Genomic DNA, 23048 nt, shown 5'->3' with positions numbered 1-23048 from the left:
ATGGGGTTATACCTTTGGGTTTTCAACCCCATTCCATTCGATTATTAGATAGGGCGCACACTATCTTTATCAAGCTCTGCAGCAAAACGACGTTCAATAAATTGAACATTTGGATCGTTTTCTAAACTGTTCAGCGCTTGCTGTAATTTCTCTTGGTAGAGCCTATCTCTCAGTTCAAGTGGTGTTTCTCCACTCTCCCCTATTTCGATGCTCATGTGGCACTCTTCACCTAACACGGTATTAAGTGCTTTGAGCAATTCGGCTTGAGCTCTATCAGTATTCAAATGAGCTTGGCTGCTTCTCAATAGTAACGAAACGGTTGTTCCTTGCTTACTATAATGAGAGTTTAGCGCAAGTTGCTCTACCAGCTTAGGGATCTCCATTAAGCTGATGAGCTTCGCCCATTCATTATGTTCTAATGACTCATCGATGAGCTTTTGTGCCATTTCAGGCGTTTTCTCATGCTCAAGTGCCTGCTTGAGCTGCGTAGGTGTCAGTTTTGTATTTACTTTTGTCTCAACAGGCTTGCTTGGACGCCAGCGATACGCTTCCTCAACTTGTGGCTCCGTCGACTTCGGAGCTGAGTTTGGCGACACCTGCGCGGAATTGCCATGCAATTGCGCTACTCGGTCGATAACCGATTCTGGTTGTGCAGATGCCGCTTTAGGCTTTTTTGAGCCACCATTTTGAGGAGTGTTCTGTTGTAGGCCTTGACGCTGAGAACGTAATTGGTGACGTAAACCGCTTAGACCACCGCGCGCCGGTGTTGAAACGCTCTCTTGCACTTGTTGAGGTGGCGTTTCATGCTGCGGTGCAGGGTTTTCGCTCATCGGCGGCGCCATATCATACTGTGGCGGAACCCTCTCATATCCACTCGCGTGATATTCAGGTTGTGAATTGGATGAAGGTTGAGGCGCCACTTGTGGTGACCTTTGTGCTGGACTCGGCTGCTGAGCTCGAGGAGCTGCTACTGTCTGAGCTGGTGCAGTCTTTGATTGACTGGCACTTTGAACTGGGGCTGAAGCTGATTCGCAGTTACTGGAAACAACATTTGCCCCACTGTTACTTGATGGGCGGAACGCCATCATACGCAGCACAATCATTTCCAGACCGACTCGCCCATTTGGCGAGAGGGTCAAATCTTCACGACCTTTCAATGCAATTTGATAGTAAAGCTGAACGTCTTGCGGGCTTAGAGCTTTACTCAACAGCTCAATTTTCTCTGCATCTGGTTGTGCTCGGTCTAACGACGCGGGCAACGCTTGATACATCGCAATTCGGTGTAACTGTGTTGCGACTTGCTGCAACAAACCATCCCACTCAACACCATTTGCCGCTAATTGTTGGATTTTATCCATAGCTTGTTGAGGTTTCTTGCTGCTGATTGACTCTAGTAAGTGAATCGCTTGGTCGGTATCAATCGTCCCCAACATGTGGCTGACAATATCGGCTTGCACCGCACCGTTACCTAAAGCTATTGCTTGATCAGTCAAGCTGAGAGCATCACGCATACTGCCATCTGCAGCATGTGAGATCATACCCAACGCTTTTGGCTCTGCTGAAACTTGCTCTTGACCTAGGATGTAATCAAGTTGCTGGTGAATATCATCAACGCTGATTGGTTTCAGATGAAACTGAAGACAACGCGACAATATAGTGACAGGCAGCTTTTGTGGATCAGTTGTTGCGAGTAAGAACTTCACATACTCTGGCGGCTCTTCCAGGGTTTTCAACAACGCATTGAAAGAGTGACGCGATAGCATGTGCACCTCATCGATGAGGTACACTTTAAAACGTCCACGAGCAGGTTTGTATTGAACGTTGTCTAACAGTTCACGAGTGTCTTCAACTTTAGTACGTGATGCTGCGTCGATTTCAAGAAGATCGACAAAGCGACCTTCATCAATTTCACGACAAGTATCACACTTACCACAAGGTGTCGCGGTAATGCCGGTTTCGCAGTTCAAGCCTTTGGCAAACAGCCTACCGATACTCGTTTTACCCACACCACGAGTCCCGCTGAACAGATAAGCATGGTGTAAACGGTTTTGCGCCAGTGCGTTTTCCAACGCCGTCAGGACATGTTTTTGTCCGACAACTTGGTCAAACTGATTAGGACGCCATTTTCGCGCTAAAGCTAAATAACTCATTGAATGTATTAATGTCCTTCAAAATCGCAGATGCTGTACACGTTTAGACCTAGTGCTTCTAAACGTTTATCGCCACCGATTTCTGGTAGGTTGATAACGAACGCAGCGTGCTCAACTTCACCACCCAGTTGGCGAATCAGCTTAGTCGTCGCTTCAATAGTACCGCCCGTTGCCAATAAATCGTCGACAACCAGTACTTTGTCGCCTTCAACGATGGCATCTGTATGGATTTCTAGTGTATCAACGCCGTATTCAAGCTCATAAGATTGAGCAACAGTAGGGCGTGGTAGCTTGCCTGGTTTACGCACTGGTACAAAACCAACACCTAGCTCAAGCGCTAAAGGCGCGCCAAATAGAAAGCCACGGGCTTCCGTACCCACAACCTTGGTAAAGCCCATATCTTTGTAACGTTCAACAAGTAAGTTGATCGTCGCTTGGTATGCTTTCGCGTCTTCAAGAAGGCTCGTCACATCACGAAATAGAATGCCTGGCTTTGGGTAGTCTTGGATGCTTTTGATGCTAGATTTGATCAGTGAAATTGTTTCTGTAGTCATAATACCGATTTACTTAGATTGGCTCATCGCCCTCTCTAATCGCAGTATCACGAGGGCAACGAACAATAGGTTTTCACCACTATGTGCTTATTTTCGTAAAAGTCACAGGCGCTGAAAATACAAACGCCCACTCGAAGAGCGGGCACACTATTCTCTACAATCTTAGTGATTTTCTTCTCGGTCAGCAACCAACTCAATCACAGGCAGACGCATAAACCAGCTGAGTAAAACGATTAGCATCACTAAAAGACCAATTTTTACCCAAACGAGGGGGACAACAACGATTGAAACCATGAAACTAAGCGCAATAAAAATCGCACCACGCTTTTTTACTTTTGAAGTAACAGCCCGATGCTTATGCCAATTGTCGAGAATTGGTCCAAACGTTTTGTGGTTATGTAACCATTGATGAAATGCGGGGCTACCACGCATAAAACATGCGCTAGCAAGCAAAATAAAAGGTGTGGTGGGTAACAGTGGAAGGGCTATGCCGGCTATGCCGAGCACAATACAGAGTCCACCAACAGTATTGAAAAAGTAACGCTTAATACGAATGGTGAACTCCGGTACAAAATAGCTAGATTAAAAGCCTGCGTAACCATTCATTACACGAAGCCAGGTTAGCGTTGCAGGAAGTGTTGGGATCAAAAGAACTGCAATAAAACCTAAAAAGTAAAAAATATTATAAGGCTCTTTAAAATCTTTGTCTGCCATGATGTGTCTTCTCACTAGTTGACTTTGCTTCTCCCAAGGCACAGCGTTAAATTATCGTTGCACAAATGGGTCATTATTGTTTTAAGCGCTGACTATACATTAAACAGCCAAATCTAAACACCAGTAAAAAGTAAGGTTATTGAACTAAACGTATGTTGTTTTGGTGGTTCTAAAAAGATAATAAGCAGCGTCAGGACGCTGCTTATTGGTTTGCAAGTCATAATTATACTAGTCGGGATTTCCGGGTAATACTTAAACTAAAACTTGAAGAACCTAAACACCCGATAGATAACTGTCCTGCAACACTAAGCGGTAAATCGCGGGTGATGAAGTTTTTCATACTTCCTCCCCCTAAACGGTTACCTGCTGCGATGTGTTGATTCGTATTTCCGTCAGACCAATGGCTATCTAAACCCGCAGGTAATATAGAGACCGAGGATGAAGCGAGGTCGGCGACACCAAACACAGCATTGACTGCACCCGCACACTCCGAACACTCAATTCCTTTTTCAATGATCCCTACCATGTCCTTGAGATCAGCACTGAAACTTTTCAAGTTACGGAGATAGTCGTCAAACAATGCCCTAACGAGCAATGTCGTCGCAACTCCATCATTAGCTTGGGAAGCAGAATCAACGAGATAAAACGCAAATTGACCATTCATTAACCAACGATAATCGAAAACCAAGGGCATCACATCCGTCGATTGCAATAAACGGTACGAGCAGCGCCAATCTCCCTGAGCAGCATCCTTCTCTGGCAATAGCGCTTGCAGTAAATCTCTTGCCGCACTCGGATTCTGTTGCAAATACTCCAGATGCCAATACAGCTCTTGTTCATCCGGGATTTCACCACCATCATCAACCCTGAACCACTGACTTGAAAAGTCACGTTGTTCTGAGAAGTGACTATCGGTATCTTCTAGCGTATTCTCTATCGCCTGAGATAGGTGCTCATAATTACCTATCGGTTTAGGAAGAAAATCTTTAATACCAAATCGCAACGCTTTCGCGACATCGGACATTTCATCCGTGCCTGATACCACGATAAGCGGCATATATGGGTATTCGAGACTAACTTCTTCGACGAACTCGATACCATCTAAGACCGGCATCGATAAATCACATAAGATAAGATCGGGTTGGCATTCCCTGAGTTGTTGAAGCGCTTCTAGGCCGTTTTCTGCTTCTACTACTTTAAAACCCTGACTTTCTAAATAGGCATTGGTTACTTTACGAAATATTGGATCATCGTCCACCAACATTATTAGTTTTTGATTAATCACTTCCTGTGCCGAGACCATTGCCGTTTGACTGTGAGTCTTAAACATACCTTTATCCCTCACAAAGCTCAGTCAAAAAAACAGATTTATTATTAAGTCATTATTTTTGTTGTGTTTACTTCCAGCAAAACGTGTCACAGCAAGACCTGAGGCCGCTTCGCCTTGTTATAAAACTTAGCTCGGAAACTGCATTAATACAAATATTACGGCGTATAACAGTATTTACTCAAACAGGGTTGCTGTGTTCAAATGATGCAACATGTTGACTTAAAGCAAGCTTTGATCACAAAGTTAATTATAAATTAACCGTAATCGGTAATTTAATGTGTCTGGAAATATGAAATTAGATGACTTAAACCTGTTTCGACTGGTTGTCGAAAATGGGAGCTACACCGCAACTTCGCGAAAAACCATGATCCCGGTTGCGACCATCACCCGACGCATTCAAGCGCTAGAAGACTCTGTCAATCTTCGACTATTGAACCGTCATGCTCGCAAACTCTCGCTCACTGAAGCAGGGGAACGTTTTTACCATGAGTGCTCTCCTTTACTACAAAGGCTAACAACCGCAGCAGAGGAAATCACTGACGACTGCCGAGGAGCATCCGGCAAGATTAAGATATCCGCGCCTTACAACTTAACTAAACGAATGATGATGCCGATGTTCAACAGCTTTATGAAGCAGTACCCGGACATCAACATTGAGCTAACGACAGAGAATAATGCGGACAAGCTTGACCCTACTGAATGGGATGTAATTTTTCGAGTGGGACCTCAACGCGACTCTAGCCTCATCGCGCGTAAGATTGGCGAAGTGAAGGATATTCTCGTTGCAAGCCCTGACTATCTAACCTCGAATCCTGCGCCACATCATGCAGAAGAGCTCTCTAACCATTCATTGCTAAAAGGGTACCCGCTTATTAAGTGGACCTTGATTAATAGCAAAGGCGAGTCTGTGGTGAATGTTGACCGTGGTCGTTTTCAAGCAAACGCGCTCAATGTGGTGCGCAGCGCTTGTTCCGAAGGTTTAGGCATCACACTAATGCCAGATGTCATGATCAAAGAGTACATCGAGAGCGGCGATTTGGTACGCGTACTGCCAGATTGGAGTGCAAACCCGCGCGACATTTATATGCTTTACAACCACAAAGATCACCTGCCAGAGAAAGTTCGCCTCTTTATTGACTTTGTGATCGCTTATAACATTCACTAATTAGATAGCGAAAACAAAAACCAGAGCCGAAGCTCTGGTTTTTTTACGACTTAAGAAAGCGCATCCTATGCGCCTTCGTTATGAAGCTCTAGGTTTGCTAAGTCCTGTTGGATTTCAAGTTGTGTTTTCGCATCATCGTTACGAAGACCATCTAAAAAATCTAGGTATTGTTGGTCGATATCACCCGTTACGTATTCACCGTTAAACACGGAAGTATCGAACTGAGTAATGTCTTGATTTCCAAGACCTACAGCTTCTACCAAATCTTCTAGACGTTGATAAATAAGCGCATCGGCACCAATCTGCTTACAAATTGTATCGTTGTCACGGCCATGGGCAATAAGCTCTGTAGCACTTGGCATATCAATGCCGTATACGTTCGGGAAACGAACTTCAGGAGCCGCTGAGACCATGTACACTTTCTTGGCACCAGAATCACGAGCCATCTCAATAATCTGCTCTGACGTTGTACCTCGAACAATAGAGTCATCCACCAGCAACACATTCTTACCTTTGAATTCCGAACGAATAGCATTCAACTTGCGACGTACTGATTTCTTACGTTGTTGCTGGCCAGGCATGATAAACGTACGTCCAACATAACGGTTTTTCACGAAACCCTGGCGATAAGGGATATCGATCGCTTGAGCGATTTGCAGTGCAATGTCGCAAGACGTTTCAGGGATAGGAATGACAACATCGATATCAAGGTTTGCGTAATCTTCACGAATACGTTCGCCCAGCTTTTTACCCATTTCAACTCGAGCACTGTATACCGAAATTTTATCGATGAACGAATCTGGACGAGCAAAGTACACGAACTCGAAAATACAAGGGTTCAGCTTAGGATTATCTGCACACTGCTTCGTGTAAAGCTCACCGTCAAACGTTGCGTAAATCGCTTCACCAGGTGCAACATCACGGACGAAATCAAAACCGACCGCATCCAATGCCACCGATTCAGACGCAACCATGTACTCTGCTCTGCCGTTAACTTCACGCTTACCTAAACAGAGCGGGCGAATACCGTGTGGGTCACGAAATGCAATCATACCATGACCAATGATCATGGCGGTCACAGCATAAGCACCGCGAATTGTGCGATGAACATTGGTGACTGCGCGGAATACGTCTTCGGTCGTGACATTTCCTTTTACTGAGTCAATTTCGTGCGCCAGTACATTTAGTAATACTTCAGAGTCTGAAGTGGTATTGATATGACGGCGATCTTTTTCAAACAGCTTCTGACGAACTTCGTTAGCGTTAGTCAAGTTACCGTTGTGGGCAAGTGTAATACCGAAAGGAGAGTTTACGTAGAAAGGTTGAGCTTCTGAAGCGCTTGAACTGCCTGCTGTAGGGTAACGAACATGACCAATTCCGACCTCGCCTTGCAGGCGTTGCATGTGTCTTGCTTCAAATACATCCTTGACTAAACCGTTCGCCTTACGTAGACGAAAACGATTGCTTTCTATGGTACAAATACCAGCGGCATCTTGGCCACGATGCTGTAACACCGTTAACGCGTCATAAATAGACTGGTTTACAGGCGTTGTGCCCACGATTCCAACAATACCACACATGTCCTAATCCTCGATTTGCGACAGTAGCTGGCACTACTAGATAGTGCCAGACAGAAAACTTGATGTTGCTTGTAAATGCTCGAAGAATGGGGCGATGATACGGCTGAACTCAGGGATCAACTGTGAATCTTTCCACCAATCCGAGCTTGGGAATGCAGTAAACGCATCCATAAAAAACAGCACCGCAGAAACAATTAAGACTCCGCGTAGACCACCAAATACAATCCCGAGAATTCGGTCCGTACCTGATAGCCCTGTTTTTTGTACCAGTTGACCAATGACGTAATTCACCACTGCACCAACTACCAAGGTTGCGACAAATAACGCCGCAATCGCCGCTCCGTTACGAAACATATCATCTTCGATGTTGGTGAAGTACACCGCCAATTTGGCATAGTAATTACTGGAGATAAAAAACGCTCCAAACCAAATCACCAAAGACAAAGCTTCTTTAGCAAAACCGCGAACTAAACTGATCAGAGCTGAAAATCCGATCACACCTAAAATGATAAAATCTATCCAATTCATCTTTTCTTCATCTTAAGTTGGCGCGCATTTTAACAGAAAAAATGCTGACGCAAACGTTTTCTTATGGATTTAATGGCTTAAATTTAAGCAATTGACCTTTTGAACCTGTAATTTTTTGTAATTCTTGAACTTGTCGTTCAAGTTTACTTTTTGACACATCAGGGCCAACAATCACTCTCGTAAACTCGTTTTCTTTCTTTGTGTGAGCTTGATAACCACGCTTTTGCAAATCCGCGACAAGCGCGACAGCATTTTCGTGATTCTTAAGTGCCATCAACTGAATGATCCAAGCTGAATCTTCATATTGATTTTTCTCTTGAACAGGACGAGTGACGACCTCAACTTGCTCTGGTTGTTTGATGACCTCAGGTTTAGATGTTGGCGCTGGCTCGGGCTCAGAAACGGCTACTTGAGCATCCTCACGTTCTTGCACTACAGCTTCAACCGGAGAATCCGGTAACGTAATGTCGTCTTCCACTGGCTCTAATATTTCGAAGTTTTCCACATCACTATCAAGTTCTGGTTTGATAGGAATACTGGCAAATTCTTCTTTGTAGTGCAGTTTCTTACCATCTAGCACATCGGGAAGAACAATGACTCCGACTGCGACTAGAATGATGGTGCCGACTAAACGACTTTGGAATTTACTTGCCATCAAAATACCTTTACTTATTTATTATTTGATTGCCAATGTTCCAATACCTCTCCGACGGTATGGAATGAGCCAACCACCAGAATAACGTCTCCTGCCTTTGCGTGGCTTCTCGCACTCTCGAAGGCGTCAACAGGGTTTTCAAAATGAACTTGCCCATCAGGTAAGTATTGGCACAATTCATCAGCGGTCGCCGCTCTCGGTCCAGTAAGCGACGCTGGATACCATTGTGTTGCAACTGGAGTTAGAGCTTCAATGGTTGCTTTAATGTCCTTGTCATGCAGCATTGCAACCACAATATGGATATTCTTACCCAGATATTGTTGCTTCACTCTTTCTACCAAATACTCAGCAGAGTGCGGGTTATGAGCGACATCAAGGACTATTTCAGGTTCGTGATGCAGTACTTGCATACGCCCCGCCAAACGCGCATTATTCAAGCCATTGACAATATTTATGTCAGTGATTTGCAATTCCGAAGCCCCTAGTGCCATCAGTGCAGTGGCTGCATTTTGTAATGGTAGCGATGGGATTGGTAAATCCTCTAACTCAAATGCCCCACTGCTCCATTTCCAACCATTATCAGTTAGTTGGTAATCGTACTGAATACCTACTTGGAAGAACTCAGAACCAATATCGTCAGCATGAGCCGCCACGGTCGCTGGTGGCGTCGGTTGACCACAAATTGCTGGCTTCCCTGAACGGTAAATGCCCGCTTTTTCAAAACCAATAACATTGATGTCATCACCAAGCCAATCCACATGATCGATCGCTAAGCTCGTAATAACAGAAACATCATGGTCAACAACGTTAGTGGCGTCTAGACGGCCGCCAAGTCCTACTTCAAGTAAGACAACGTCAACTTTCTCTACTTGGAAAATACGGAGCGCAGCAAGCGTACCGAATTCAAAGAGGCTAAGGCTAACATCACCACGCTGCTTTTCTACATAATCGAATGCTTCACAGTGCTTGGCATCTACAACGTCAACGCCATTAATGCGTACACGCTCGTTGTAACGAATCAGGTGCGGAGAACTATAAACACCGACTGAATAGCCAGCATCAAGTAAAATGGCTTCCATTAACGCACACGTTGAGCCTTTGCCATTGGTTCCGGCAACGGTGATTACGGTTGGAGCTGGTTTGGTAAGATTGGCTTTGTTTGCTACCGCTTGGACACGGTCTAAGCCTAGATCAATTGCTGAGGAATGAATATTTGCTAAATAATCAAGCCACATCTCTAATGAAGATGTGGCTTGAGGAATTGGGTTTTGGGTCATCTAACTTTAACCATTAAATTCTTTGGTTTTTATGTTAGTTGATACTTTACCCTTTTTCGTCCGCTTCTGGTACAGAATATGGCTCTTCATTTGGAGATTCGTTAACCGAAACCACCAAAGGAGACTTGTGGTTAGTCATCTTAGCGATAAGACCACCCACACGCTGACGCATTTCACGACGGTCAACGATCATATCAATAGCACCGTGATCAAGCAGGAACTCACTACGCTGGAAACCTTCAGGAAGATCTTCACGTACAGTTTGCTCGATTACACGACGACCAGCAAAGCCAATGAGGGCCTTAGGTTCACCGATGTTGATATCACCCAACATAGCCAAACTTGCTGATACACCACCCATTGTAGGGTCAGTTAGAACAGAAATAAACGGCAGACCTTTTTCTGATAAACGCTCAAGCGCAGCACTGGTTTTTGCCATTTGCATAAGAGACATTAAAGCCTCTTGCATACGAGCACCACCACTTGCTGAGAAACAAACAAGCGCACAGTTATTTTCAATGGCTGCATCCACTGCTTTCACAAAGCGAGCACCAACGACTGAACCCATTGAACCACCCATAAAGGAGAATTCAAACGCACACGCCACAAGCGGCAGACCAAGCAATTCACCCTGCATCACAACTAGCGCATCTTTCTCACCGCTATTTTTTTGTGCAGCAGAGATACGCTCTTTGTATCGCTTAGAATCTTTAAATTTCAGTTTATCCTGTGGCTCAAGTTCAGAACCTAATTCAACTCGATTACCTTCATCTAAAAATGTTTCCAAACGACGACGCGCTTTCATACGCATGTGATGGTTACACTTTGGACAAACTTCTAAGTTACGCTCTAGTTCAGCATGGTATAAAACCTGTTCACAAGAGGTACATTTAGTCCACACACCTTCTGGGATAGAAGCTTTGCGTGAACTTACTAGATTGCTTTTCTCTAAAATCTTTTCAAGCCAACTCATGGAAGACCTTTTCTCTCAACTCTTCCGCTTCATTGCGAAAGATATAAATTCGACATAATACCGACGGATTAAACCATATCTTGCAGCTACTGTAGATAAAAAACTGGTTGTACCTATTTTTGATATCGTAAATAGCGTATGTTTTCCGTTCACATTCAATGTAAACACTACCGATATTTTGAAATAAGTTTGTAAAATTAGTTCAAATTATCTGGTAAAAACAGTGGACCGATCGGCACTTCAGGTAACCCAAACTCTTCTGGGTAGTCTACATCTACCAGGTACAGACCTTCCGCTTTCGCTGTCGCACCCGCTAGTTTGCGATCTTTGGCTTCTAATAACCACTTGATCCATTCAGGACTCTCTTCGCCACGTCCAACTTTTATCAAGCTACCCGTGATATTACGAACCATATGATGCACGAACGCATTAGCTTTAATATCAATAACCACATAGTTCCCATGGCGCGTAACGTTCAGATGCATCAAGTTTCGAAATGGGCTGCGAGACTGACAATGCGCCGCGCGAAACGACGTAAAATCATTTTCGCCAAGTAGGAACTGCCCTGCTTCATGCATTTTTTTCTCGTCGAGCTCACCATGATAGTGACTAACCCCCGAGTTTAGGATGCCTGGACGTAAAGCATGATTGAAAATAATGTAACGATAACGGCGAGCTGTCGCTGAGAATCTTGCATGGAAATCATCTGAAACTTCCTTAGCCCAACGAACCGCTATATCGCTTGGCATGTTCGCGTTTGCGCCCATGGTCCAAGCTACCATTTTTCGAGTAACGTTGGTATCAAAGTGCACAACTTGTCCCGTGCCATGCACGCCTGCGTCTGTCCGACCAGCACACTGAACTTCAACTGGGTGATTAGCGACGACGGACAATGCTTTCTCTAGCTCTTCTTGGACACTTTTCACTTCTCTTTGGCGCTGCCAACCAAAGTAGTTTGTACCGTTGTACTCGATACCTAATGCGATTCTCATCTTAACCTTCGAACTCTAAAATGGGGCGGGAAGTATATACTCAAGTCACCTCAAGTTGCCAGTTTCACCAAGGGTGACATAAAGGTAGCATCCTACTAACGGGACACAAAAAGGGTAGCAAACGCTACCCTTTTGTTTCGGTTTATCGGCCATTAATGGCGTCAATCAGGCTTTTTGCTTCGCGGCGAATATCATCCTCACCGTAAACAATCGCCTCTTCTAGTAGTTTAATCGCCCCTTGAGAATCGTTCATCTCGAGATAGATTTTAGCCAAATCCAGTTTCCCAGCCGCTTCAGCATTGTTATCTACGTCAATATCGCCGATCTCGCCGATAACATCTGGAAACTCGTTCAATCCGACATCGAGCTTAAGGTCTTCTTCTTCGAACTCACCACCTTCTCTGTCGACCTGAGCCATCAATTCATCAATCGTCATAAATTGATTTTTCTTCGGGTCGAAGTCATCCAAGTCGCTTTGCTCTGCCCAGTTTTCTTGCGCGATCTCTGGCTGACTTAGTGCATCACTCGAATTCCAAACATCACGCTGGTCCTCAGGCACTTCTTCAGTAGAACTTACGTTATCAGCAGCGGGTTTAAAGCCATCCCAATCATCTCCAACATCAAGCATGGTTTCAAAATCCATACCTGCACTTGCGATGGTGTCACTGTCTAGTTTACCTTCAAATACTTCTGAGTTTGCGTCTTCCGCAAGAAGGTTAGCCATTGATGATTCATCATCCAAATTACTGAGCGGCTCACCCTCTGTCGCTGTTGGCTGCACTTCTGGGTCAGTATCAAAGCCGTTTTGCTGCGCAAATACTTCAAACAAAGCATCATGATCGTTATCGGCTTGAATAGCTGGTCTCGATGTCTCTGCTTCAACCTTAGGGCTCTCTGGCGCACCCTCGTTCATTGACGCGAGAACATCTTCCTCATTGAACTCTGGAAGATCTTGGTCGTCAAAACTTAACTCTTCATCCTCACCGGAGATTGGTTCTATATCTGCAGTCTCAGAGCTCGGTAATTCTGGCTCTTCTTCCATCGACGCCAAGGCATCTTCTTCGCTGAACTCTGGCAAATCGAGCTCATCAAAATTGAACTCTTCTTCGGACTCAGCTGGCAAGTCGGCTTCAACCTGTTCTGGCTCAACGGACTCGGACGTTTCTAACGCAGGTTCGCCAGCCATAGACGCCAGTGCATCTTCTTCACTGAACTCTGGCAAATCGAGCTCATCAAAATTGAACTCTTCTTCGGACTCAGTTGGCAAGTCGGCTTCAACTTGTTCTGGCTCAACGGACTCGGACGTTTCTAACGCAGGTTCGCCAGCCATAGACGCCAATGCGTCGTCTTCACTAAACTCAGGAAGATCCAGCTCGTCAAAATTGAACTCTTCTTCGGACTCAGCTGACAAGTCGGCTTCAACTTGTTCTGGCTTAACGGACTCGGACGTTTCTAACGTAGGTTCGCCAGCCATAGACGCCAGTGCATCTTCTTCACTGAACTCTGGCAAATCGAGCTCATCAAAATTGAACTCTTTTTCGGACTCGGTTGGTAAGTCAGCTTCGACTTGATCTGGTTTAACGGACTCGGACGTTTCTAACGCAGGTTCGCCAGCCATGGACGCCAGGGCATCTTCTTCACTGAATTCTGGAAGATCCAGCTCGTCAAAATTGAACTCTTCTTCGGACTCAGCTGGCAAGTCGGCTTCAATTTGTTCTGGTTCAACGGACTCGGACGTTTCTAACGCAGGTTCGCCAGCCATAGATGCTAGAGCATCTTCTTCGCTGAATTCTGGAAGATCTAGCTCATCAAAATTGAATTCTTCTTCTGAATCGTTGGTCGACTCAGTTTCCGGCTCCAATTCAGGCTCATCCAGTAGCCAATCTTCTTCTTGTGGAACACCGAATTCATTTTCTATTGTATTTGGTGTCGGCGTGAAGGCCGGAATGTCTTCCTCTTGCTCAACGTGAGGCTGTACCTCAGCACCGGACTCCACGGATGGTTCTTGTGTTGAATCAGTATCGGTAGCCTCTTGTTGTAGTGATGAAGCTTCCTCTATCTCCGTTTGTGTTTTTTCAACTTGCTGCGGTAAATCGTCTTCACTATCAAATAGAGCGTCAAGTTCAGCAGAAAAATCCGCTTTTTCTTGTTCTGTTGGCAGAAGTTCTTCACTGTCTGACTCAAATAGGTCGTCTAGCTCGCTCATTAAAGGATCATTCTCTGGTGAGAGGTCCTCTAAATCACCAAGAAATTCATCGCTGCTAAATGGCTCTGAAGCAGCCTCTGGCTCGGTTAATGGTTGCTCTTTTGCAGCTTGTTGCGTGTCTGGTTGGCTTTCACTTAATAAAGCGTCGATGTCCAATCCAGACTCAATGTCCTGATCTTCATGAGTTTGTTCTGACTCAACTACGGAAGATGGCTTTTCGTCGGCGTCTGGCTCACCAAAACCAAGTGATTTCAGTAACTCTTCCTCTTCCGATTTATTCTGCTCTGGGCTCTCGTCCTCTCGAATCAGATCATCAAACGGATCTAAATCAGCTTCAGTCTCTTCATCAAGTTCAGAGGTAACATCATCAATGAGTTCATCCAGTAAGTCTGTGCTATCTGCGTCTAACTCTTCGATCGAGTCATCACCTTCAAAACCAGAGATTGCTTCTAGCTCGTTTAGTGGATCAAACTCGTCTGTGTCATCTTCATCAAAATCAATGAGTTCATCGAGTAGCTCTGTACTGTTTTCATCTAGAACAGGACCTTCATTGGCGTCAGCTTCTCGAACTTCCGATTCACTAGCCGGTTGTTCATACTGGGCCAATAGCTTATCGATATCGTCGTCAGATGCCTCTCCTACACTAAAGTCATCATCCGAAACGGGCTGTTTTAACTCAGGCTCATCAGTATCTAAATCGAAGTCATCGTTGCCAAGTTCAGCAAACAAGTCATCAAGCATATCCTGGTCGACAGTGTCACTTGGTAACTCTTCTGACGGCTCATCGGCTGCAAGTAACTCGGCAAATGCGTCGTCTGAAAGCGAGTCTGATTTCTCATTCGTATCATCCGAAAGATCGAAGCCAGACTCATCGTCATCGAGCACTTCTAGTTCTGGAGCAACCTCATCTAAGGCTCGCTCCATTTCTTCTAAACCAAGCGCTTTTTCTTCGCCGTTGACTTGGATACCATTGTTCGATGATTCAAACTCATCCAGACCAACATCTAGGTCGCCGTCATCGCCAATATCTGCAAATGGGTCATCGTCCCCTTCCAGATTGAAATCAAGTTCTTCATCGTCGAGGTTAGCAAAGACGTCTTCTTCTAAATCTGACTTCTCTTCTTGTAAAGACTGTGTGTTGATATCTTCATCTGCAAACAATTCATCATCAAGCGTGAGCTCTTCATCAAGCTCATCCGCCGCCGCTAAACCGATTGGCGCCGCAAGAGGATCAACGTTTTGCTGTTCCTGTGCAGCCGCATCTTCCTCTTTCGCTTTAGAGCGTCGACCAAGAAGCATAACAACTAGCAACGCAATCAAAGCACCAGGAATTAATGCCGCAAGACCAACAAGCCAACCATTCGACAAAATTTTGTCCATGGTGCTTGGTTGCATGCGTTGTTGTTCAGCAAGGCGCTGGCGTTCTTCAGCAAGCAGCTTCTCGACTTCTGAGCGAATGCGTTCTTCGTCATTCAGCTCGCTTTTCAAAGTTTCGACTTCGCTTTGCACTTCTGACAGCATCAATCGAAGACGATGGTTCTTCTCTTCTAATGAGTCTAATTCACTTTGTGAGCCTTGAAGTTTGTCCTTTAGCGCACTGACCTGCTTTTCACCCTGCGGAGAGGTAGTTACTGGTGGCGCAGGGATGACGGGTATTGTTTTCGGAGTTGGTTTTGGCTCCGTTGCTGCCACTGTCTCTGGCTTAGCCGCAGGCTTGGGTTCTACTTTAATTTGTGGCTTTGGTTGCTCGGTGACTCGTTGTGCTGGCGTCGCTCTATTTGTCGGCTTCGGCTGTTTTAACTTAGCTTCATGCGCCTTCATAATCGCAACAGCTTGCGCTGTGGTCGCGCTTTGCACTTGCTCTAGAGAAGGTACTCGTAGCCGACTACCTGGGATCAATTCATGAATGTTTTGGTTCTCAAACGCTTGAGGGTTAATTCGGTAAATGGCAAGAAGCGTTTGTTGAACGGTAACACCGCGTGAAGGTCGTAATTCTGAAGCGATCGACCATAGTGTTTGATTTTCACCAGTCGGACCAAAGAAACGTGACGGTTGAGTATTCGCAGGAGGAGCAGGTAATGCTCGCTCAATATCTTCAGCATAGCTCGGAGATGATTGCACTTCACCAGACGGTCCAACAAGACGAATTCCTTCGGCTTGAACCACTGATGATGTCTGAGTCGCGATCATCAACACAAGGGCTGCTAACAAACGCTTATAATTTTGACGCATAGAAGGCTCAGTTTTGTGCTAAATACAATTTGAAATGGTGATCGGTTAAATATATCGGATATCGCATGCAAAACTATAGCGTTGAGAATAAAAAATGTGTGGCTCTCGCCATATTCGTACTAATCTCACACTATTTTGTTTCGTTCGTACAAAAAAGCCTCGCACTGTGCGAGGCTTTGAAATGAACTGTAAGCGACTTAGTAGTAATCGCGGATCAGAACTTCTGCGATTTGCACCGCGTTAGTTGCCGCGCCTTTACGCACGTTATCAGCAACAACCCACAGGTTTACGCCGCTATGATGGCTGATATCGTTACGGATACGACCAACCATTACATGGTCCTTACCGCCCGCATCGCGAACTTGTGTAGGGAAGTCTTCACCGTGGAACACTTCGATACCGTCAGTTTGTTCAAGCAAGTTAACGACTTCTTGTGCATCGATAGGTGAACGAGTCTCAATGTGGAGTGCTTCTGCGTGACCGTAGAATACAGGAACACGTACACACGTTGGATTGACTGTGATTGATGGATCGTTAAAGATCTTCTGTGTTTCCCACACCATTTTCATTTCTTCTTTGGTGTAGCCGTTTTCCATCATTTGATCGATTTGTGGAATACAGTTAAACGCGATCTGTTGAGAGAATTGCTTCTTGTCTGCAGGCAGACCGTTTAGCAGCTTCGCCGTTTGACCTGCTAGCTCATCAATACCCGCTTTTCCTGCACCAGATACCGATTGGTAAGTTGATACGTTAATACGCTCAATGCCCACCGCATCGTGAATTGGTTTTAGTGCCACCAGCATTTGGATGGTTGAACAGTTCGGGTTCGCGATGATGTTACGGTTACGAAACTCTGCAATCGCTTCTGGGTTTACTTCTGGCACAACAAGAGGAATGTCGTACTCGTAACGGAAGTGTGATGTATTGTCGATAACAATCACGCCTTCATCAGCGGCAATTGGAGCCCACTTGGCTGATAGCTCACCACCAGCAGAAAACAGTGCGATATGCGCTTGAGACCAATCGAACTCTTCTACGTTTTGAACGCGTACCGTTTTACCATTGAAGCGGTAAGTCTTGCCTTCGCTGCGCTCACTCGCGAGTAGGAAGATTTCGCCTACTGGGAATTTGCGCTCTTGAAGCACATCCAAAATTGTTTCACCGACCGCACCGGTCGCACCTAAAATGGCAACATTATATTGCTGGCTCATTGACTTACCTCAATCTGAAAACCTAGTTCTGCTAATGGAGCAAGGTTACATGTTTTGTTACCCACTAGCGTGACAGCGCTGTATTCACGGCGATCCCAGTAGTTTTTACGCATCAGGTCAAAAGCGCCTGGCTTACTGATTTCACGGCGGAAAAGAGCGTCATCTCTACGCACATCATAGATTAACTGCGTGATGTTATGCAGTGTTGCTTCGTCCCAAGCTCTGTCCAATACCATAGTAGGAACAGGCGCGGTTGGCAGTAAATCGCTGGCATGCGCACGTAATTCGTTATTTAAGAACTCACAGTAGCTGTTGAAAATCATCGTTGTACCGCGAGCTTTCCCTTCCAAGCCGTAGCCTGCAACGTGAGGGGTTGCGAATGCTAGCAGAGGCAGAAGCTCCATATCAACCTCTGGTTCAAATTCAAATACGTCGAGTGCCGCTGTAAAGCCATCATTTTTCAAAAGACGTTGCTTCAAAGCAGCGTTGTCAACGATGGGACCTCGAGCCGCGTTAATCAAAATTTGATCGCTGCGGAGACCATTTAATACCTTCTCATCAATCAAATGATGCGTTGGGTATGGGCCATCTTTGGTGATTGGCGTATGTAGTGTAATGATGTCTGAGCTTTCAATCAGTTCTGTCAACGGAGTAAAGCTACGAGGATCACCAGCCTCTTGTTTGAATGGGTCATTGATGAGAACTTTAATACCCATGCCTTTCAAACATTTCTCTAGGTAGCTACCTACTTGGCCTGCACCAATAATACCTACCGTCTTGTCAAATACCGAGAAACCTTGTTGCTGAGCGAGCACCATCATCACGCTGAACGCGTATTCCGCTACACCCACTTTGTTACACCCTGGCGCAGCAGTGAAGAAAATGCCTTTCTCTTTTAAGAGTGCTTGGTCAACATGATCCATGCCTGCCGTGGCCGTACCAACAAACTTCAGCTTGTTTGCTTTGCTGATCAGGTCAGCATTCACTTTGGTGACTGAGCGAATCATTAGGGCATCAACATCCACTAAATCATCGGCGGTCAGTGTACGACCTGGTTTTAGAATTACGTTACCGAGTTGGCTGAATAGCTCTTCAGCATACGGCATATTTTCATCAACAATAATTTTCATAGCGCCAGCGTTCTAACATCCATTTGTAAGAGTTCGTTTATTCGCAAGATGCGAAACTAAAGCGATTGTGCCCTTTTCCCGAAAAATCTCAAGATATAACACCAATAAACCTCAAGGAGGTAACTCCTATAGAATCGATTGACGGGAAGCCTAGAGAAAAGCAGAAACAGAGAAAAGAAAAAGCCCGGCTAAATAGCCGGGCAAAGTTCCAGAACAAAAGGATCCTATCCCGCTCTCCATGGGATAGAGTCTGCGTCTGTTCGATCAGTGTGACTGATCAAGCTCTGGAAACTGGACTGTTGGCGTTTACAGTACTCTCGCAAGGCGCCAACAAATTCAGTTAACCTTGGTACTTTTTAATAACCAAAGTTGCGTTTGTGCCGCCAAAGCCAAAGCTGTTTGACATTACGGTCGTTAGCTCTGCATCACGTGCTTCTGTCACGATGTCCAGACCTTGTGCTGCTTCGTCCAAGTTTGAAATATTGATGCTTGGAGCAATGAAGTTTTTGTCTAGCATAAGTGTTGAGTAAATTGCTTCGTGCACGCCCGCTGCGCCGAGTGCGTGGCCAGTCATTGCTTTTGTTGCAGAGATTGCAGGGCTGTTCTCACCAAACAATTGTTGGATAGCACCAAGCTCTTTCACGTCACCAACTGGTGTCGATGTGCCGTGCGTGTTGATGTAATCCACACCATCTACGTCTTGCATCGCCATCTTCATACAACGAATTGCGCCTTCACCTGATGGCGCTACCATGTCGTAGCCATCTGATGTCGCACCGTAACCTACGATTTCACCGTAGATTTTCGCACCACGTGCCAGTGCGTGCTCTAGTTCTTCAATAACCAGCATGCCGCCGCCGCCCGAGATAACAAAACCGTCACGGTCTGCATCGTATGTACGAGATGCTTTGTCTGGCGTGTCATTGTATTTGGTTGACAGTGCGCCCATCGCATCAAACATCATAGTTTGAGACCAATCTAGCTCTTCGCCGCCACCAGCAAAAACAATATCTTGTTTGCCTAGTTGAATAAGCTCCATAGCATGGCCGATACAGTGTGCAGATGTTGCACATGCAGAGCTCATTGAGTAGTTCACGCCACGAATCTTAAATGGCGTAGCAAGACAAGCAGAAACAGTAGAAGACATAGTACGAGGAACCATGTAAGGACCAACTCGCTTTACGCCTTTGGCGCGCATCGTGTCTGTCGCTACCGTTTGATTGTATGCAGAAGCACCGCCAGAACCTGCAACGATACCGGTACGATCGTTTGAAACCTGCTCTTCTGTAAGACCAGCGTCTGCGATTGCCTGCTCCATTGATAGGTATGCATAAGCAGCCGCATCACCCATAAAGCGCATCTGCTTACGGTCGATGTGTTCCGCCGGGTTGATTTTTAGGTCACCCCATACTTGCGAACGAAGACCGTGTTCTTTGAACTGCTCAGATGCAGTGATGCCAGATTTGCCCGCTTTAAGAGACGCTAGAACTTCTTCGACGTTGTTACCGATACTTGAAACAATACCCATACCGGTGATTACGACTCGTTTCATTATGACATTCCTATAATTCAAAAATCCGCTAGATGATAACTAAGATAGTCAACAAAAGTGGTCAGCTTTCCCATAAATTCGTACAATCGCCCCATTCTTACCGCGCCAAATCACAAATTTGCACCATTATGACTTCAATAAAAAACGCAGAACTTGGTTGGAACGAAGCTGGTACTCCGGTTTCAGACCAATTTGATGATGTTTACTTCTCTAACGTAAACGGTCTTGAAGAGACACGCTACGTTTTCTTAAAACAAAATCATCTCCCAGAAAGATGGCAGGAATTTGACCAAAGACGTTTTGTCATTGGTGAAACAGGATTTGGCACGGGATTAAACTTCTTAGCAGTATGCCAGTGGTTTAGTGAGTTTCGTCGTCAGCATCCGGACGCAACATTGAAAGAGCTGCATTTTATTAGCTTTGAAAAATACCCATTAAGCAAAGCCGATTTAAAGAAGGCGCATGAAGCTTGGCCTGAGCTAGCTGAATACGCGGAAAAGTTACAAAAGCACTACCCTGCCGCTGTGCCGGAGTGTCATCGCATTGTTTTAGAAGACGGCGCAATCACACTCGACCTTTGGTTTGGTGACATTAAAGACTGCATGCCGCAAGTCCCATACAACGAACAAGGTTTGATTGATGCTTGGTTCTTAGATGGATTCGCGCCAAGCAAAAACCCAGAAATGTGGAACCAAGGCCTGTTCAACAACATGGCAAAGCTAGCCAAGCAAGATTGTACAGTTGCCACGTTTACCGCAGCAGGCTTTGTACGTCGTGGTTTGAACGAAGCTGGCTTTACAATGAAAAAGGTGAAAGGTTTCGGCACTAAGCGAGAAATGATCGCCGGCTCTATGGAGCAACGTGAAAAGCAATCGAACCATCTCCCTTGGTTCAATCGCTCAGCATCTAGCAATCTTGATTCGATTGCCATCATTGGTGGTGGTATAGCTAGCGCGGCGTTAGCGAAAACGTTAGTTCGTCGTGGCCAAAACGTCACCCTTTACTGTAAAGACAAACAACCAGCCAAAGGAGCTTCAGGCAATCGACAAGGAGCCGTTTATCCACTGCTTAATGGCCCGCACACGGGCGTTTCGCGTGTGTTTGCTCCTGCATTTTTGTTCGCACGTCAGTTTGTTGAACAAGCAGCACAAGAGATCGATTTTGATCATGACTGGTGTGGCGTAACTCAGTTGATGTGGGATGACAAATCCACAGACAAACTGGAGAAAATGCTTGCGGGTAACTTCACTCCAGAGCTCATTCAAAAGCTGTCCGCCGAGGAAACTGCGAACACTATCGGGTTACCTATTGATATGGCGTCTGTGCACTACCCAATGGGAGGGTGGCTGTGCCCTGCCGAGTTAACTCGCGGGTTAATTAAACAATTGGAGAAGACGTCGTTACTCTCAACGAAGTTTGAACATCTTGTTGAGGCATTAGATTGGGATGAAAAGCGTCAGCTCTGGCTACTAACGGCGAGTGGTCAAACATTTGAGCACTCAACGGTTGTAATTGCGAACGGCCATGAGTTCCAGACATTGAGTCAAACCGCTTCCCTACCAATGGGACAAGTGAAAGGACAAGTCAGTCATGCGCCAGCAACCGAAACGCTGAGTCAGCTGAAAACGGTGTTGTGTTACGACGGTTACATGACACCTGTTAACCCAAGTAATCAACACTTGTGTATCGGTGCAAGCTACGACCGCAGTCACCTTGACTACGAATTTGATGAAAACGCCCAAAAAGATAATGCGGAAAAGCTAGTGAAATGTGTACCGAATCAAACATGGGCAAAAGAGGTAGATATCACTGGTAATCAATCTCGCCAAGGTATTCGTTGTGTTAGCCGAGATCACTTACCATTTGTCGGAAATGTGGGTGACTTTGAGACGATCAAAACGCAATACGCCAACTTACAAAATCAAAAAGAAGAAGAGGTAGAAACCATTCATCAGTACCCTAACCTATTCTGCTTCTTAGGTTTAGGATCTCGTGGACTGAGCTCTGCACCATTATTAGCTGAAGTGTTGGCCTCCCAGATCTGTGGGGACCCGCTGCCATTACCTGTTGATGTATTGACCGAACTTCACCCAAGTCGAATGTGGGTTCGTAAACTAAGAAAAGGCAAAGCCATTACCGAGCTGTAAGAGTATTCTCTCGTTTTAATTCCCGACACAGATACGTGTCGGGAATCGCTAACTCACTAAGTTGCTCGTACTGAGATTACTTCAGCAGTGCAACTGCCTGTTTCACTTGCTCTGCCACTTCTGGGTTTACAACCTTACCCGATTCCACGTCAAAATTTTCGTAGAAGCTCGGCACAGATAACGATGCCTTTACATCCGCGCCAAAAAATTGAGCAGAACCTGTCGCCGCCGCAAGAACACTTTGTGCACCACCGGGACCTGGGGAAGTTGCTAAATAAACGACAGGTTTGTTTTGAAATACATTACGCTCAATGCGCGTCGCCCAATCGAACAAGTTTTTATAGGCCGCTGGGTACGAACCGTTATGCTCTGCGAAGGAAACAACGAGAGCGTCAGCCTCCGCCAAGTCACGTAAAAACGCGACAGCCCCTTCAGCTTGACCTATTTCTTTCTCTTTGTCCTCGCTAAACATTGGCGCTTGATAATCGTTTAAGTCTAGAACATTCACTTGAGCGCCTTCGACTTGGTTTGCTGCGTATGTAGCAAGTAGTTTGTTGATTGAGGTAGAGCTGGTAGATGCACCAAATGCGACAATTTTCATGGTTGTAATCCTTTGTTCACGTTTTATGCTGATCAGAATAAAAGTTGAACA

At 45.5% G+C, this 23048-nt stretch carries 18 protein-coding genes; 2 read left to right on the top strand and 16 right to left on the bottom strand.

Features of this window, described 5'->3' with window-relative positions; all coding sequences use genetic code 11:
• Window positions 1–44: 44 nt before the first annotated feature.
• The 5 genes from dnaX to KJB35_RS15520 all read right to left on the bottom strand — a co-directional run bounded on the left by dnaX (window position 45) and on the right by KJB35_RS15520 (window position 4748).
• A complete protein-coding gene (gene dnaX / locus KJB35_RS15540; protein ID WP_213908092.1) occupies window positions 45–2150 on the bottom strand; it encodes a DNA polymerase III subunit gamma/tau in 2106 nt (701 codons plus the stop codon).
• 8 nt (window positions 2151–2158) lie between these two features.
• Window positions 2159–2704 carry an adenine phosphoribosyltransferase gene (apt, locus tag KJB35_RS15535; RefSeq protein WP_005380615.1) on the bottom strand — a complete coding sequence of 182 codons (546 nt, stop codon included), beginning with the start codon at window positions 2702–2704 and terminating at the stop codon, window positions 2159–2161.
• A gap of 162 nt (window positions 2705–2866) precedes the next feature.
• Complete coding sequence (locus tag KJB35_RS15530; RefSeq protein WP_080276930.1) at window positions 2867–3253, bottom strand: YbaN family protein; 387 nt, start codon at window positions 3251–3253, stop codon at window positions 2867–2869.
• A gap of 33 nt (window positions 3254–3286) precedes the next feature.
• Complete coding sequence (locus KJB35_RS15525; RefSeq protein WP_005380608.1) at window positions 3287–3418, bottom strand: hypothetical protein; 132 nt, start codon at window positions 3416–3418, stop codon at window positions 3287–3289.
• A 223-nt stretch (window positions 3419–3641) separates the two neighbouring features.
• A complete protein-coding gene (locus KJB35_RS15520; protein ID WP_005380606.1) occupies window positions 3642–4748 on the bottom strand; it encodes a response regulator in 1107 nt (368 codons plus the stop codon).
• A 289-nt stretch (window positions 4749–5037) separates the two neighbouring features.
• Between KJB35_RS15520 and KJB35_RS15515 the strand changes: the two genes are divergently transcribed.
• Window positions 5038–5913 carry a LysR family transcriptional regulator gene (locus tag KJB35_RS15515; RefSeq protein WP_005384959.1) on the top strand — a complete coding sequence of 292 codons (876 nt, stop codon included), beginning with the start codon at window positions 5038–5040 and terminating at the stop codon, window positions 5911–5913.
• A 65-nt stretch (window positions 5914–5978) separates the two neighbouring features.
• Here the strand turns inward: KJB35_RS15515 and purF are convergent, their stop codons facing one another.
• From purF to fabB, 10 genes are all read right to left on the bottom strand, one after another.
• Window positions 5979–7493 carry an amidophosphoribosyltransferase gene (gene purF, locus KJB35_RS15510; RefSeq protein WP_005380592.1) on the bottom strand — a complete coding sequence of 505 codons (1515 nt, stop codon included), beginning with the start codon at window positions 7491–7493 and terminating at the stop codon, window positions 5979–5981.
• Window positions 7494–7529: 36 nt separating this feature from the next.
• Window positions 7530–8021: a CvpA family protein gene (locus tag KJB35_RS15505; RefSeq protein ID WP_005380590.1), complete on the bottom strand. Its 492-nt coding sequence runs from the start codon at window positions 8019–8021 to the stop codon at window positions 7530–7532.
• A 61-nt stretch (window positions 8022–8082) separates the two neighbouring features.
• Window positions 8083–8676 (bottom strand): SPOR domain-containing protein, encoded by a 594-nt coding sequence (locus KJB35_RS15500; protein WP_017820797.1) that lies wholly within the window; start codon window positions 8674–8676, stop codon window positions 8083–8085.
• A 14-nt stretch (window positions 8677–8690) separates the two neighbouring features.
• Window positions 8691–9953 carry a bifunctional tetrahydrofolate synthase/dihydrofolate synthase gene (folC, locus tag KJB35_RS15495; RefSeq protein WP_005380586.1) on the bottom strand — a complete coding sequence of 421 codons (1263 nt, stop codon included), beginning with the start codon at window positions 9951–9953 and terminating at the stop codon, window positions 8691–8693.
• A gap of 46 nt (window positions 9954–9999) precedes the next feature.
• The gene (gene accD / locus KJB35_RS15490; protein WP_005380583.1) at window positions 10000–10926 is read right to left on the bottom strand and encodes an acetyl-CoA carboxylase, carboxyltransferase subunit beta; all 927 of its coding nucleotides are present in this window, start codon (window positions 10924–10926) and stop codon (window positions 10000–10002) included.
• A gap of 197 nt (window positions 10927–11123) precedes the next feature.
• Complete coding sequence (truA, locus tag KJB35_RS15485) at window positions 11124–11918, bottom strand: tRNA pseudouridine(38-40) synthase TruA (RefSeq protein WP_005380566.1); 795 nt, start codon at window positions 11916–11918, stop codon at window positions 11124–11126.
• Between the two features lie 142 nt (window positions 11919–12060).
• Entirely contained in the window at window positions 12061–16356 is a 4296-nt protein-coding gene (locus tag KJB35_RS15480) for a FimV/HubP family polar landmark protein (protein WP_213908093.1), read from the bottom strand.
• Window positions 16357–16553: 197 nt separating this feature from the next.
• The gene (locus KJB35_RS15475; protein ID WP_005380562.1) at window positions 16554–17567 is read right to left on the bottom strand and encodes an aspartate-semialdehyde dehydrogenase; all 1014 of its coding nucleotides are present in this window, start codon (window positions 17565–17567) and stop codon (window positions 16554–16556) included.
• Complete coding sequence (locus KJB35_RS15470; RefSeq protein ID WP_005380560.1) at window positions 17564–18697, bottom strand: 4-phosphoerythronate dehydrogenase; 1134 nt, start codon at window positions 18695–18697, stop codon at window positions 17564–17566. Before KJB35_RS15470 ends, KJB35_RS15475 begins: the two co-directional genes overlap by 4 nt.
• A 340-nt stretch (window positions 18698–19037) precedes the next feature.
• A complete protein-coding gene (fabB, locus tag KJB35_RS15465) occupies window positions 19038–20249 on the bottom strand; it encodes a beta-ketoacyl-ACP synthase I (RefSeq protein WP_005380557.1) in 1212 nt (403 codons plus the stop codon).
• A 128-nt stretch (window positions 20250–20377) separates the two neighbouring features.
• On the opposite strand from fabB, the gene mnmC reads away from it, so the two are divergent.
• Window positions 20378–22396: a bifunctional tRNA (5-methylaminomethyl-2-thiouridine)(34)-methyltransferase MnmD/FAD-dependent 5-carboxymethylaminomethyl-2-thiouridine(34) oxidoreductase MnmC gene (gene mnmC, locus KJB35_RS15460; RefSeq protein ID WP_213908094.1), complete on the top strand. Its 2019-nt coding sequence runs from the start codon at window positions 20378–20380 to the stop codon at window positions 22394–22396.
• 76 nt (window positions 22397–22472) lie between these two features.
• Here mnmC and KJB35_RS15455 read toward each other — a convergent pair whose 3' ends face one another.
• Window positions 22473–22997: an NADPH-dependent FMN reductase gene (locus KJB35_RS15455; protein WP_005380552.1), complete on the bottom strand. Its 525-nt coding sequence runs from the start codon at window positions 22995–22997 to the stop codon at window positions 22473–22475.
• Window positions 22998–23048 lie beyond the last annotated feature (51 nt).

Origin of the sequence: Vibrio sp. D431a (assembly GCF_030248655.1) — a bacterium.
Lineage (GTDB): Bacteria > Pseudomonadota > Gammaproteobacteria > Enterobacterales > Vibrionaceae > Vibrio > Vibrio alginolyticus.
This window is presented reverse-complemented; position numbering and strand designations above follow the sequence as displayed.